Below are 13,958 nucleotides of genomic sequence, written 5' to 3' on the forward strand. Positions count from 1 at the left end.
GCAGGGCGATGGAGCGGAATGTGCCGGGTAGTTACGGAGCGGATTCAACGGGGCTGGTGTGCGGCTTTTTGTTCAACCAGGATGGCGCGACGGCCATTTCTGCTGACGATGCCCGGGCGTGGCTGGCGCTGCCCGAACGCCAGCCTGGCTTTGTGTGGCTGCACTTCAATGTGGCCATGGCCGCCACAGAACGCTGGCTGAGCCACCTGCCATTGCCGGCGTCTTTCATGCATGCGCTCAATACCTCATCGCGTTCTTCCCGGGTGGAACTGGAAGGCGAAACGCTCCAGGCCGTGCTCAATGATGTGCTGTTTGATTTCTCGTTTGATGCCGCAGAGATTTCCACGCTCTGGCTGTGTCTGGATTGCCGCATGGTCGTCAGCGCGCGCAGCCGGCCGCTCAGGTCGATAGACCGGCTGCGGGAGGCCGTGCGTACCGGTGCCCGCATGCGCTCGCCGGTGGAATTGCTGGTGCGCTTGCTGAGCCTGCAAGCCGGGGTGCTGGAGCAAATTGTGCGGGACTCGGCCGAAGAAGTGGACCGCATCGAAGACCGGTTGCTGGCGGACCGGCTGGAGCGTCGCCGCGTCAATCTGGGTAGCTTGCGCCGTGTACTGGTCCGGTTGCAACGGCTGCTGGCGCCAGAGCCCGCAGCGCTGTTCCGTTTGCTGAACCGGCCGCCAGAATGGATTGCCCAGGAAGATATCGATGACCTGCGTGAGTCCACCGAAGAATTCAGCGCCGTCTTGTCAGACCTGACCGCACTGCATGAACGCATCAAGCTCTTGCAGGAAGAAATTGCCTCACACATGAATGAACAGGACAACCGCAGCCTGTTCATGCTGACCATCGTCACCGTGCTGGCTTTGCCGTTCAATATTGTCGCCGGTTTGCTGGGGATGAACGTCGGCGGCGTACCGCTGGCGCAGCACGCCAACGGCTTCTGGATTGTGGTCTCGCTGGTGGCCGCGCTGACTGCGGCGGCGGGGTGGTGGGCCTGGCACAAATGGCGCGGTTAGGTGTTCCACGGGTTGAGTAGCGGGACGCCGGTAGGCACAAAGTCTGCAAGGTTACGCGTGACCACAGTCATGCCATGAACGAGCGCAGTCGCGGCGATTAACGCATCGCGTTCCGAACGGGGATCAGGTACATGCAGCCGTGAGCAGCGCAATGCGACGGCAGTATCGATAGGGAGCACGCGTCCCGAGAACTCTGGCAAGACATGGTGATCAAGCCATGTGCGCAACAGGGCGCCTTGGCTGGGGTCACGGCGCTCTACCCGCAATACACCGGTTTGCAGCTCCATGATGGTAATCGCAGAGATGAACAGGGAGGCTGCATCAACGGTGTTGACCCATCTGCTGACTGCCGCATCTGCCTTGCCAGCCCGGACTTTACGCAACTCGGAGACCACATTGGTATCAAGCACGTACATCATTCAAATTCTGCCGGGCGGATAATGATCTCTGCGCGAGGGGGCTCAAAGTCGATATCGGCAATACCTGGCATGGCCAGCGCATCAGCAATGTTCCGGCGTTGATGGACCAGCTTTTGATAGTCCTCAAAACTGAGCAACACATGTGCGGGCTTACCGCGATCCGTAATAAAAACAGGACCATTGCGCGCAGCCTTCTTGGCGTGCCCGATATCTTGATTGAGTTCGCGGCTGGAAAGCGTGGTGATCGCCATGGTTTTGATTCCATGCAATAAATAAATGTAGTTACGTTACTACATTGGGCCGGGGTGAGCAATCGATTTGAGACCGGCAATCTGGTCAACCGCCGCTGGCATGCAGCATACAGAGGCAGCCAGAGCGCGCACCGGCGGCTAAAGCCGCACTTCCCAGAAGCCGGCATCCAGCCATTGCTCAAACTTGCGGCCTACTTCAGAGAAGTGCGCCACCTTGCGGAACCCGCAGCGCTCGTGGAACGCCACACTGGCCGGATTGGGGAGCGCAATGCAACCGACCACGGCGTGAAACTGGCGTGCACGTAGTTCATCAAGCAACGCGGTGTAGAGCGGTTTGCCTATTCCTCCACGCAGGGTATCAGCGCGCAGATAAATAGTGCTCTCTACGGTGTGCCGATAGGCTGGACGACCGCGCCAACCGGTGGCGTAGGCATAACCCACCACGCCCGTGTCGGTTTCGGCAACCAGCCACGGGTATTGGCTGCTGATCTCGGTAATCCGCCTGGCCATGTCTTCCGCTGTCACCGGGTGTTGCTCAAAGCTGATGGCGGTATTGATGACGTAGTGGTTGTAGATATCGCAAATGGCCTGGGCGTCGCTGATGTGTACGGGGCGGATATGCATAGCGTGGGCAACATGGTGGGCAGATAAAGAGGACTTTACCTGAGCGCTGCCGGCCCCGCGTCTTGGGTGTTTCCGCAGTGGGCATAGTGCAAAAACAAAGGCCCCGGAGGGGCCTTTGTGGGGTAACGCATAGCAGCGGGATGTTCAGTGACCACCCGCCGCTGCCGCACTGGCACCGCCGCCCTTGGGCGCAAACGGCGGCTTGGCAAAGAACACCACCGCAATCAGCCCCAGGAACAGCCAGCCAAGCATATTGAAGTAGTCGATGGTCGACATCATCAATGCTTGCCCTTGCACCAGTTGATCCATGACCGTGGCCGCCCGCGCCAGGCTGCCCTGACCAAACTGGGTAATGGCGTGTTGCGTAGCGGGGTCATAGACGGAGATATGCTCGGTCAGGCGCGCATGATGTTCAATGGCGCGGTGCTGCCAGATCCAGGTGGTGAGCGAGGCCGCAAAGCTGCCGCCCAGGGTCCGCAGAAAGGTCGCCAGACCAGAACCCGCCGAGATTTCATGCGGATGCAGGTCCGACAGCACAATCGACAGCACCGGCATGAAGTAGAACGCCACACCCAGGCCCATCAGCAACTGCACCAGCGCCACAGAGGCAAAGTCCACGTCAATGGTGAAGGCAGCCCGCATAAACGACGTGGCAGCCAGCACAATGAACGAGAACGAGGCCAGCACGCGCAGATCGAACCGTGGCGCGTATTTGCCCACAAACGGCGTCAGCACCACAGGCAGCACGCCAATCGGCGCAGTGGCAAGGCCAGCCCAGACCGAGGTGTAGTGCAACTGGGTTTGCAGCCACAGTGGCAGCAACAGGCTCATGCCAAAGAACCCGGCGTAACCCAGCGTGAGTGTGACCGTTCCGGCGGCAAAGTTGCGGTGACGGAACAGCCGCAAGTTCACAATCGGGTCTTTGTCCGTCATCTCCCAGATCAGGAACACGGTCAGCGAGACGGCCGCAATGATGCCCAGCACGACAATGAAGGAAGACTCAAACCAGTCCAGATCATTGCCCTTATCCAGCAGCACTTGCAGCGCGCCCACACCGATCACCAGCGTGATCAGGCCCACGTAGTCCATCTTGGGCTTTTCGAGTTTTTCCGGGCGGCCCTTCATCTGGTTGGCAACGACCCACGAGGCAAAAATCCCGATCGGCACGTTGATAAAGAAAATCCACGGCCAGGAATAGTTGTCGGTGATCCAGCCGCCCAGAATCGGGCCGGCAATCGGGGCGACCACCGTGATCATCGCCAGCAACGCGAGCGCCTGTCCTCGTTTATTGGCTGGATAGATGGAGATCAACAGTGACTGGGTGATCGGGTACATCGGGCCGGCCACCGCGCCTTGCAGCGCCCGGAACCCCACCAGCACACCCATGCTCTGCGCAACACCGCACAGCAAGGAGGCCAGCGAGAACAACAGCGTGGCCAGCACAAACAGACGGGTTTCACCGTAGCGGCGCACCAGAAAACCCGTGAGCGGCAACGCAATGGCGTTGCTGACCGCAAACGACGTGATCACCCACGCGCTCTGGTCCGAGCTCACCCCCAGGTTACCGGCAATGGTCGGCAGCGAAACGTTGGCAATGGTGGTGTCCAGCACCTGCATAAAGGTGGCCAGACACAAACCGATGGTGGCCAGCGTCAGATTGGGCGGGCGGAACGAAGGATGATTCATCCTCGCGACCCCGCCTTACTTCTTGCCCTGGCCGGAAGCCAGGTTGGTGTGGATGATGTCCTTGATCAGTTGGTCAGCCGCAGACAATTGCTGCTTGTAGACGTCCGTGGTGAACAGCGGGTGGGTCGCGACGGTTTGCGTCAGCGCCGGGCCGGACTGGTCGTGCAGGCTGACATCTGCGCTCATCGACAAACCAATGCGCAGCGGGTTCTTTTGTACTTCAGCAGCGTCCAGCGTAATGCGCACGGGTACGCGCTGCACAATCTTGATCCAGTTGCCGGTGGCGTTCTGGGCCGGAATCAGGCTGAACGCGCTGCCCGTACCGACACCCAGGCTATCGATCTTGCCGTGGTATTCCACGCTACCGCCGTAAAGGTCGGCTTTGAGGGTCACCGGCTGACCAATGCGCATATGACGCAACTGGGTTTCCTTGAAGTTGGCTTCAACCCAGACCTGCTCCAGCGGCACCACGGCCATCAGCGGCGTACCTGGCTGGATGCGCTGACCCAGTTGCACGCTACGTTGCGCCACATAACCGGATACCGGTGCAACCATGGTGGTGCGCACGTCATCCAGATAGGCCGAGCGCAGCTTGGCGGCAGCGGCTTCTACATCCGGGTGCGAGGCCACGACGGTGTCTTCTACCAGGACCTTGCTGGACGTCAACTGACCTTGCGACGAAGCCACGGTGCTTTGTGCGGCAGCCAGGGCATCGCGAGCATGGGCCAGTTCTTCAGCACTGATAGCACCGGTTTTCACCAGTTGCTGACGGCGCTCGAAGTCGGCCTTGGCCTTGTCCAGCGCGGTTTGCTGGGCGGCCAGTTCGGCTTGCAGGCTGTTCACATTGCTAAAGAGGCCACGCACTTTACGCACGGTGCTGGCCAGATTGGCCTTGGCTTGTTGCAGGCCGACGTGGGCATCGCTCGGGTCCAGTTCTACCAGGGTCTGGCCGGCTTTAACCAGGGAGCCGTTTTCCGCGCCAATGCTGACGACGGTGCCTGGAATCTGCGGGGTAATCTGGACGACGTTGCCTTGTACATAGGCATCGTCGGTGTCTTCATTCCAGCGACCCACCATAAAGTACCAGACCGCCCAGGCCAGCATGGCCAGGATGAATACGGCCAAGGCCAGTCGCAACAGGAACTTGCGGCGGGAAGGGCGCTCTGCGCTGGGTGCGGCAGCGGCGTTGGTTTCGGTGCTCATGTCTATCCCTTATCTCTTGTATCTTGAATTTGCTGATCAGTGGGGGCCGCTTACTGCGCGGCAGCCGGGGCGGAGGCGGCAATGGCCGGCGTATCTGCGTCCGGGCGATAACCGCCACCCAGGGCCTGTACCAGCAGAATCGATGCATCCAGTTGTTGTGCATTGAGCGAAGCCAGGCGCATCTGCGCATTCAACAATTGTTGTTGCACGCTCAGCACGTCCAGATAGTTACCAAGGCCGCCCTTGTAGCGCTGGGTGGCCAGGTCATAGGCTTCCTGGACGGTCTGGATGGCGCTTTTCTGCTCGACCACTTGTTTGTTCAGCGATGCAATGGCGCTGACTTCAGCGGCCACTTCGTGCATGGCGTTCACCAGCGCCTGGTTGTACTGCGCCACCGCCAGATCGTATTGCGCATCTTTGGCCGACAGATTGGCGCGCAGGCGGCCACCATCAAAGATCGGCAAGGTCAGGGCAGGGCCCAGTTGGGCGTAACGGCTTTCCCACTCCGGCAAATTGCCCATAGAGAGCGAGGCAAGGCCAATGGCGGCGGTCAGATTGAAATCCGGGTAGAACCTGGTCTGCGCAGCCTTGATGTCCTTGCTGGCGCTTTCCACCCGCCAGCGGGCGGCGACGATATCGGCGCGCCGGCCGACCAGATCTGCCGGCAAGACACCCGGCAAAGCCAGCACGCCCGGTTGCAGGGCTTGTGGCCGGGCCAGTTGCTGACCACGATCCGGGCCTGCGCCCAGCAGTGCCGCCAGGGCAAGCTGACCGTCATCAATTTGTTGATGTGCGGCTTCCACCTGCTGGCGCGCGGCCGGCAGCGCGGACTGCGCTTGTTTGAGCTGCACCTGGCTATCAATGCCGGCGCTGACGCGTTGCTGCACCAGATCGAGCTGGTTCTGCGCGCGCTGCAAATCGGCCTTGGCAATGTCCTGGATTTGCCAGGCATAACCCAGTTGCGAATACGTGCGGGCAATATTGGTAGACAGCGTAATGCGTGATTGCTGGGCATCAATCAAGGTGGCGCGGCTCTGGCCGACGGCGGCCTCCCACGCAGCCCGCTGACCGCCCCACAGATCAAAGTCATAGCTGAATTTGAGCGAGACCATCTTCAGCGCGGCGTAGCTATCGCCATAGGGCGGCGGCAACACGGTACCCGGAATACGGATGCCCGAGTACGCGGCAGCGGCATCCAGGCGCGGCATGCGCGCGGCGTCGGCGGCACCGGCCTGCGCCAGAGCCAGGCGGGTGCGCGCGTCAGCGGCGTCCAGATTGGGGTTGTTCTTGAAGGCTTCGTCCATCAGCGCGGACAACTGGGTATCGCCCAGCGTGGTCCACCACACCTGATCTGGCCAGGCGCTGCCCACTTTGGCGGCAGCCAGGGTGTTCTTGCCCGCCAGCGTATTGGCATCAAGCAGTTTGCCTTGTGGACTTAATCCATCCTGATTGGCACAGCCTGCCAGCAACGCCACCATGAGCGCGCTCAAGACCAGCGGGTGCGACGATACTTGCCGTCGCAAGGTTTTTTTCATCACTGCGCGTTCTCCAGACTGTTCCTGACACGTTTGAGGAGCGAAATCAAAGTTTCTTGTTCTTCTGCAGAGAGGTCGACCAGCGCCTGACCCATCGAGTCGTCGCCGCAACTACGCATGGTAGTCCACAGCGCCAGGCCCGCTTCGGTCAGGGTGATCTGTAAAGCACGACGGTCTTCCTGATGGGGCTGGCGGCGCAGATAGCCTTTCTCTTCCAGCTTGTCCAGGAGGCGGGTCATGGCGCCCGCATCGTGGTCAATGGCGCGTGCCAGCTCGGTTGCCGTTTGTGCACCGTGGTAGGCCAGACGCTTGAGCACCAGGTACTGGCTCAGATTCAGTTCAAGGCCGCTGGAAGCCAGCTTGCGTTCAAACAGATGAAACAGACCGTCACGAACCTGGCGAACCAGAACCCCGAGATTTTCTTCGGGTGCTTGGATGGAAGACATTGGCAAACCTTGTTGATGGTAAAGTCGGTGGCCGATGGTAGGTTTCTTTTGTGATTATTGTCAAAGCAATGGTATGAAAGCGAATAGTCGATCCTGGCCAGTGTTTGTGCGGTAATTGCCTGATTTTGAGTGGTATTTTTGCGTTCTAGCCGACTGGTCGGTCTGATTGTTCTGGATTCTGGACAAACAATTCATTTTGCATAACAGCAACAGGGCACATGGTGTTCTGTACGGCCCAAATAAAAAAGCCCGCAATGGCGGGCTTTTTCTCTGGCAATGGGGGGAGCAGATCAGGCTGGCTGTTCACCGCCCAGTGCTTCCAGCAAATCGGGCACCAGCGCGCGGGTTTCGCCAACAAAGAGGGCCAGACCGGAATCAAACAACGCGGCTTTGTCCGCTGCATCGGCATTTTTGAAGTCGTCTTGCAGGGCCTCCAGCATGGCGACGCGCTTGAGTTCCATCTTGTCGGTCAGTTGCAGCGCAATGCGGTCGTTCCAGGACAGTGCCATCTTGGTCACCAGCTTGCCGGATGACAAATGCTGGGCAATTTCCTCGCCCATCAGTGGCTGTTTGACCAGGCGGGCAATCGGGCCATCTTCGCCCGGCGCGCGCAGTTCTACATCCTGACCCAGATCAAACAGACCCGCGTCGGCTGATTCCAGCCACACAGTCATGGCGGTTTGCGGCGTGGTGTTGGTCTGGATCAGACGCGTGGGCAAGCTGCCCAGTGCTTCACGCAGCAACGACAGGGTGACTTCTGCTTTGGCAGCGCTGGCGCTTTCGACCAGCACCAGATTATTGGCCAGATCAATCAGCGCGCGCGTGGTGCGCGAACGGGTAAACGCGCGCGGCAACAGTTCTTCGGTAATGCGCTCGCGCAATTCCTTGATCTCGCGCTTGCCCACCTTGCGGTTCTCCCGCGCTTCTATCTCTTGCACGCGCGAATCTGCGGTTTGCTTGATCACCGAGCCGGGCAGCAGCTTTTCTTCGGTCTTGAGCATGACGAGGACCGTATCCTGATAGGGATACGCCATCGATTCGGGCATATGCGCAGCCGGGGCAATCCAGCCCTGCGTCATCAGGTCCTGGCTGCCGCAACTGAAAAACGGACGCTTGGCCAGCAGATCGTTGATGCTGTCTGCTGTGAGTGCGTGGTCGGCGGAAAGGCGGTAAATCTGGATATTGCGAAACCAGAGCATGGTGCGGCGCTCGTAAACTTGATTGGGTGGGCGATTGTACCGGCACACCCGCCTGGCGCAAACCAGGAAATGTTGTTGGGCGCGAGATACTGTGAAAGCGGGGGGCAGTTGCAGTTGCAGTGGCGGTGGCGGTGGCGGTTGGTGTTGGTGTTGGTGTTGCCGTTGCCGTTGTTTTTGACTTTCTCCCCCATTAAAGCCCAGCGCCGAAGGAGGGCGGGAGACCTCAGGCTCCCGACCGACTGAGGGCAGCCCGGAGGGCCGCAGGGCTGGGGTCGCCTTTCTTTGCTTACTTTCTTTGGGGCCGCCGAGGTGGCGAGGCAAAGAAAGTGAGGTGCTCCGGCCACCGCCGGTATCAAATGCTTTTAAAAGACCCGCGCCGCAGGCGCTAACAACATACATTGCCGTGGTGGATTGTCGCTCCCGCTCCGAATCCACCCTACGGCCAACCTGGCAAAGGCCACCTGCGGCGGCCGGACTGGATTCCGGCCTCCGCCGGAATGACGAGTCAGTGGCACCGTGGCAGAAAGTGACCATAGCCACCACCATCGCCAGACTCCCACCTCTGCACAAATGACCCACCGGTGTATCCTTGGCAATCACCCGTATCGCCCAGCACCAAAAACAACGACTCCTGACAGATCAAAAAGAGAGACGCCTCATGCAAATCGCCTGTCCCCACTGCCATACCCAGAACCGCATCGATGACGAACGCATCACCGATAACCCCGCCTGTGGTGCCTGCCACAAGCCAATGTTTGCAGGCGCGCCGCTTGCCGTGACCGGGGAGCAGTTTGCCGTGCTCAGTAAACAACTTAAACAACCGCTGGTGGTGGATTGCTGGGCGACCTGGTGCGGCCCCTGTCAGGCGTTTGCGCTAGCGTTTGTTTCTGCGGCAGAACACTTTGCCGGCAAAGCCACGTTTGTGAAGGTCGATACCGATCAGGAGCAAACCCTGGCCAATAGTTTGCGTATTCGCAGTATCCCCACCTTGCTGGTATTTGAACGTGGCCAGGAACAGGCGCGGCAGAGCGGGGCGATGTCGTCGGGGCAGTTCAAAGCCTGGCTGTCTGATTTTTTCTGATGAACTTCAACAGTGGCCAGATATGAAAAAAGCCCGGTATCGACCGGGCTTTTTTATTGGCAGCTCAAATGCAGCACGCTGAAATCAGCTCCGTGCCAGTGCCACCGGGCTGGTTTCCAGCCATTTCTTGACGCGGTTGGCATCGCCAATGCGAGTGTATTTGCCGGTTGAATCCAGCAAGACAATCACCACCGGCGTGCCACTGATAGTGGCTTCCATGACCAGACAATGGCCGGCTTCATTGGTAAAGCCGGTCTTGGTCAGGCCAATATCCCATTGCTCTTCTTTCACCAACGGATTGGTGTTGTGAAAAGCCATAGTGCGGCCGTTCAGATTGGAGGTGAACTCATACTGGGACGAGGTGGTGAACTCGTGAATCTCCGGATACTTGCGCGCCGCACGCACCATCAATACCAGATCACGGGCACTGGAGACGTTTTGCGGAGTCAGACCGGTAGAGTCATAGAAATGACTGTGGGTCATACCCAGTTCGGTGGCTTTCTCGTTCATCTTGCGGATAAACAAGTCGCGGCCACCCGGATAAGTGCGCGAGAGCGCTGCGGCCGCGCGGTTTTCCGACGACATCAGGGCCAGCAACATGACTTCCGCGCGGGTCAGGCGGGTGCCCACGCGCAGGCGTGACGAACTGTTCTTGAGCGTATCAACATCATCATCGCTGATGGTGATGTATTCGTTCATCGGCAGGTGGGCATCCAGCGTGACCATGGCGGTCATCAGCTTGGTAATCGAAGCAATCGGCGCAATTTCGTCCGGGTTCTTCTGGTACACCACGTCACCGGTGTTTTCGTTCAGGATCAGCACAGAGGCTGATTGCAGGCCAGGATTGTCAGCAGTGAAGCTGGATAGCGCCAGCGTACGGGTGACATGAACGCTGCTACGGGCATTGGCAATGGCCGTGCGCTTGACCCGGCCTTTTTCATAGACGGTGGTGCTGCGTGCAGAAGCAGTCTTGGCAGTCGCCTTGGGCGTGGCTGTCTTCTTGCTTGCAGATTGGGTAGTGTGTTTGTGCTTATGAGTCGTGGTTGCGCTGGCGACCGGAGCAATACTCAGGGTGGCTGCAGTCAGCAACGTGACAAAAAGAGGAAAAGCGGGACGCATCAACGATCTCCAAATGTGCGGCCATGATTATCAGAACGCTGTAATACTAATTGAGAAAATGCAAAATGTCATGCCAAATCAAGAGGTCGCGTACTACTTGCAAAGTGCAACTTTAAAAGATTTCACCGACCTTGCAGCAAGTGAGGGATTTATGTATGTTGTGGTGCACCATTTGTGATAATTGACGCACCTTTGTGCGTCACTTCAGGGCAGTACCTGACCATCATTCCAACCCGACGGAGCGATCGATTGTGTCCCAGGCCACGCCATTTGACGGTTTTTTCCAGCAAATGAATGAAGCCAGCCAGCAATGGTGGCAGCAGTGGGTCAACGCGGTGGCACCCACCGTGGATGACGCGTTGCCGCATCTTGTACCCAAAGTGCTGGCGACTGTCCCCACGCATACGGCCGAATGGCAAGCGCGCCAGGCTGAGTACTATCAGCAACAACTTGATCTGTGGCTGGGCTTGATTGGTGCCAAAGCACCGGCCGCCGCCGTTCAGCCAGAGAAGGGCGATCGCCGTTTCAACTCGCCCGAGTGGGAAGCGCCGCTGTTTTCCTGGATCAAGCAAAATTATCTGTTGACCTCCCGTTATCTGTTGCAAGTGGTCGATTCGGCGCAAACCGACGACACGTTGCGTGAAAAAGCCGCGTTTTTCACGCGGCAATATCTGGATGCCATGAGCCCGGCCAATTTTGCGCTCACCAATCCAGAGGTCATGAAGCTGGCGGCCGAGACCCAGGGTGAAAGCTTGCAGGAAGGCATGCGCCGACTGCTGGATGACATCAACAAGGGCACCATCACCATGACGGATGAGTCGCTGTTCGAGGTCGGCCGTAATCTGGCCGTCACCGAAGGCGCGGTGGTCTTTGAAAATGACATCCTGCAATTGATTCAGTACACGCCATTGACCGCTCAGGTGAACGAAGTTCCCTTGTTGATCGTGCCGCCTTGCGTGAACAAGTACTACATCATGGATTTGCAGGCCGAAAACTCGATGGTGCGTTGGTGCGTGGAACAGGGCAACACGGTGTTTCTGGTTTCCTGGCGCTCCATCGGGCCAGAGCTGGGCCATCTGCAATGGGATGATTACGTCGACGACGGCGTGATCAAGGCGGCAGAAGTGGTCCGCAAGATCAGCCGGCGTGAGCAGATGAATGTGCTTTCGTTCTGCATTGGCGGCGGGCTGGTGGCGACGTCGATCCCGGTCATGCAATCGCGCAATCAGGACTGGTTCCGTTCCGTCACCTTGATGACCTCCATGCTGGATCATTCTGACCCGGGCGATATCAAGCACTATATTGACTGGAACCTCATCCGTTCCCGCGAGGCGCAACTTGACAAGGGTGGCGTGGTGTCCGGCAAGGAACTGGCGCGCACGTTCTCGTCCCTGCGGGCCAACGATCTGATCTGGAACTATGTCGTCAGCAGTTATCTGAAAGGTAAAACACCGCCGCCGTTCGATCTGTTGTACTGGAACAATGACTCGGCCAACCTGGCGTTGCCGATGCATACCTTCTTCTTGCGCAATATGTATCTGGAAAACAACCTGGCCCGCCCCGGTTCGTTTTCGCTGTGTGGCGTGCCGATTGACCTGACCACGGTCACGACGCCCACCTATGTGTTTGCTGCGCGGGAAGACCACATTGTGCCGTGGAAATCGGCATGGGGTACGCAACGCATCTTCAGTGGGCCGACCCGTTTTGTGCTGGGCGCATCGGGCCATATTGCCGGCACCATCAATCACCCGGCGGCAGGCAAACGCAATTACTGGGTGAACGAGAAACTGGCCGCTACGCCGGATGCCTGGTTTGAAAACGCCGAATCCAGGCCGGGTAGCTGGTGGGTAGACTGGAATGAGTGGTTGCAGCAGTTCACCGGCAAGAAGGTGGCTGCCCGTAAAACGCTGGGCGCAGCCGGGTTCAAACCCATTGAACCCGCGCCTGGCCGTTATGTAAAAGAGAAGCGCGACTAAACGCCACAACCAGACCTGACTGCCAGTGGCAGCGGGCCTGGTTGATGGCACCAAGACACTTTGTTTGTGCCCATCCGGCCATCCACGCCGGATGAACCAACGCAGGGGCGCCGGTCTTCAACGCAGAAACCGGCCCCGATCACGGCCCGCCGCAAGGTGTGGCCAGACTCTTGCAACGCTGGTTTGGAGAAACACAATGAGTGAGATCGTGATTGTTGCTGCCGGGCGCACCGCCATTGGCAATTTCGGCGGTAGCCTCGCCAAGGTCAGTGCGCCGGAACTGGGCGCTACCGTGATCAAGGGCTTGCTGGCACGCAGTGGCCTCGCTGCAGATCAAGTCAGTGAAGTCATCCTGGGCAATGTGCTGACGGCTGGCCTTGGGCAAAACCCGGCCCGCCAGGCATTGCGTCTGGCCGGACTGCCAGACGCCGTGCCTGGCCTGACCATTAATCAGGTGTGTGGTTCGGGTCTGAAAGCCGTGGCGCTGGGCGTGCAAGCCATCCTTTCGGGCGAGAGCGAGATTGTGATTGCGGGCGGCCAGGAAAACATGAGCGCTGCCCCGCATATTTTGCCGGGCAGCCGCGATGGTTTTCGTATGGGCAATGCCCAACTGATCGATAGCATGGTGTACGACGGCCTGACCGACGCCTACAAGCAGTACCACATGGGTATCACCGCCGAAAACATCGCCAAAAAGTACGGTATCAGCCGCACCGAACAAGATGAGCTGGCACTGGCCTCGCAAACCAAAGCGGCCGCAGCCCAGGCCGCCGGCCGTTTTGCCGATGAAATCATTCCGGTGCACATTCCGCAGCGCAAGGGTGATCCCGTGGTGTTTGATCAGGATGAATTCATCAAATCCAACACCACCATGGAGTCGCTCTCCAAGTTGCGCGCCGCGTTCGATAAAGAAGGCACCGTCACGGCGGGTAATGCATCTGGCATCAATGACGGCGCAGCCGGTGTCATCCTGATGACCCGCGCCAAAGCCGACGAACTGGGCCTGAAGCCGCTGGCGACCATTCGCGCTGCCGCTTCCGCAGGTGTTGACCCCAGCATCATGGGCATGGGGCCGGTCCCCGCCACGCACCGCGTGCTGGCCCGTACCGGCTGGACGCTGGACAGCATTGATCTGCTGGAAGGCAACGAAGCCTTTGCCGCCCAGGCGCTGGGCGTAGCACGTGAGCTGAACTGGGACTGGAGCCGTGTGAACGTCAATGGCGGTGCTATTGCGCTGGGTCATCCGATTGGTGCTTCCGGTTGCCGTATCCTCGTCACCTTGCTGCATGAAATGATCCGGCGCGATGCCAAGCGTGGCCTTGCTACCCTGTGTATTGGCGGTGGCATGGGTGTTTCGCTGGCGGTAGAGCGCTAAGCTGTCATTGCTGCAACCGGAAAAAGCG

The 13,958-nt window shown here is 59.0% G+C and carries 13 protein-coding genes; 4 read left to right on the plus strand and 9 right to left on the minus strand.

What is annotated here, in order from left to right:
• Nucleotides 1-20 precede the first annotated feature (20 nt).
• Nucleotides 21-1,016 (plus strand): transporter, encoded by a 996-nt coding sequence (locus HNQ50_RS01255; protein ID WP_308419115.1) that lies wholly within the window; start codon nucleotides 21-23, stop codon nucleotides 1,014-1,016.
• Here HNQ50_RS01255 and HNQ50_RS01260 read toward each other — a convergent pair.
• From HNQ50_RS01260 to HNQ50_RS01295, 8 genes are all read right to left on the minus strand, one after another.
• Nucleotides 1,013-1,435: a type II toxin-antitoxin system VapC family toxin gene (locus tag HNQ50_RS01260; protein ID WP_184096753.1), complete on the minus strand. Its 423-nt coding sequence runs from the start codon at nucleotides 1,433-1,435 to the stop codon at nucleotides 1,013-1,015. The genes HNQ50_RS01255 and HNQ50_RS01260 overlap by 4 nt on opposite strands.
• Complete coding sequence (locus HNQ50_RS01265) at nucleotides 1,432-1,686, minus strand: type II toxin-antitoxin system Phd/YefM family antitoxin (RefSeq protein ID WP_184096755.1); 255 nt, start codon at nucleotides 1,684-1,686, stop codon at nucleotides 1,432-1,434. The genes HNQ50_RS01260 and HNQ50_RS01265 overlap by 4 nt, the downstream gene beginning before the upstream one ends.
• 138 nt (nucleotides 1,687-1,824) lie before the next feature.
• Nucleotides 1,825-2,310, minus strand: a complete 486-nt coding sequence (locus HNQ50_RS01270) for an arsinothricin resistance N-acetyltransferase ArsN1 family B (protein ID WP_184096757.1) — start codon at nucleotides 2,308-2,310, stop codon at nucleotides 1,825-1,827.
• 144 nt (nucleotides 2,311-2,454) lie between these two features.
• Nucleotides 2,455-3,996, minus strand: a complete 1,542-nt coding sequence (locus tag HNQ50_RS01275) for a DHA2 family efflux MFS transporter permease subunit (protein WP_184096759.1) — start codon at nucleotides 3,994-3,996, stop codon at nucleotides 2,455-2,457.
• Between the two features lie 15 nt (nucleotides 3,997-4,011).
• The gene (locus tag HNQ50_RS01280) at nucleotides 4,012-5,199 is read right to left on the minus strand and encodes an HlyD family secretion protein (protein WP_184096762.1); all 1,188 of its coding nucleotides are present in this window, start codon (nucleotides 5,197-5,199) and stop codon (nucleotides 4,012-4,014) included.
• Between the two features lie 50 nt (nucleotides 5,200-5,249).
• Complete coding sequence (locus tag HNQ50_RS01285) at nucleotides 5,250-6,734, minus strand: efflux transporter outer membrane subunit (RefSeq protein WP_184097878.1); 1,485 nt, start codon at nucleotides 6,732-6,734, stop codon at nucleotides 5,250-5,252.
• Nucleotides 6,734-7,180, minus strand: coding sequence for a MarR family winged helix-turn-helix transcriptional regulator (locus HNQ50_RS01290; RefSeq protein ID WP_184096763.1), 447 nt, complete (start codon nucleotides 7,178-7,180; stop codon nucleotides 6,734-6,736). The genes HNQ50_RS01285 and HNQ50_RS01290 overlap by 1 nt, the downstream gene beginning before the upstream one ends.
• 290 nt (nucleotides 7,181-7,470) lie before the next feature.
• On the minus strand, nucleotides 7,471-8,379 hold the full coding sequence (locus HNQ50_RS01295; RefSeq protein WP_184096765.1) for a recombination-associated protein RdgC: 909 nt from the start codon (nucleotides 8,377-8,379) through the stop codon (nucleotides 7,471-7,473).
• A 658-nt stretch (nucleotides 8,380-9,037) separates the two neighbouring features.
• Between HNQ50_RS01295 and trxC the strand changes: the two genes are divergently transcribed.
• Nucleotides 9,038-9,460 (plus strand): thioredoxin TrxC, encoded by a 423-nt coding sequence (trxC, locus tag HNQ50_RS01300; RefSeq protein WP_184096767.1) that lies wholly within the window; start codon nucleotides 9,038-9,040, stop codon nucleotides 9,458-9,460.
• A gap of 84 nt (nucleotides 9,461-9,544) precedes the next feature.
• On the opposite strand, the gene pbpG is transcribed toward trxC, so the two are convergent.
• On the minus strand, nucleotides 9,545-10,579 hold the full coding sequence (pbpG, locus tag HNQ50_RS01305; RefSeq protein WP_184096769.1) for a D-alanyl-D-alanine endopeptidase: 1,035 nt from the start codon (nucleotides 10,577-10,579) through the stop codon (nucleotides 9,545-9,547).
• Between the two features lie 251 nt (nucleotides 10,580-10,830).
• Between pbpG and HNQ50_RS01310 the strand changes: the two genes are divergently transcribed.
• Together HNQ50_RS01310 and HNQ50_RS01315 are read left to right on the plus strand one after the other, a co-directional pair.
• Nucleotides 10,831-12,555, plus strand: coding sequence for a PHA/PHB synthase family protein (locus HNQ50_RS01310; protein ID WP_308419116.1), 1,725 nt, complete (start codon nucleotides 10,831-10,833; stop codon nucleotides 12,553-12,555).
• Nucleotides 12,556-12,751: 196 nt separating this feature from the next.
• On the plus strand, nucleotides 12,752-13,930 hold the full coding sequence (locus HNQ50_RS01315; RefSeq protein WP_184096771.1) for an acetyl-CoA C-acetyltransferase: 1,179 nt from the start codon (nucleotides 12,752-12,754) through the stop codon (nucleotides 13,928-13,930).
• Nucleotides 13,931-13,958 lie beyond the last annotated feature (28 nt).

The sequence above is a fragment of the Silvimonas terrae genome (genome assembly GCF_014202765.1).
GTDB lineage: Bacteria > Pseudomonadota > Gammaproteobacteria > Burkholderiales > Chitinibacteraceae > Silvimonas > Silvimonas terrae.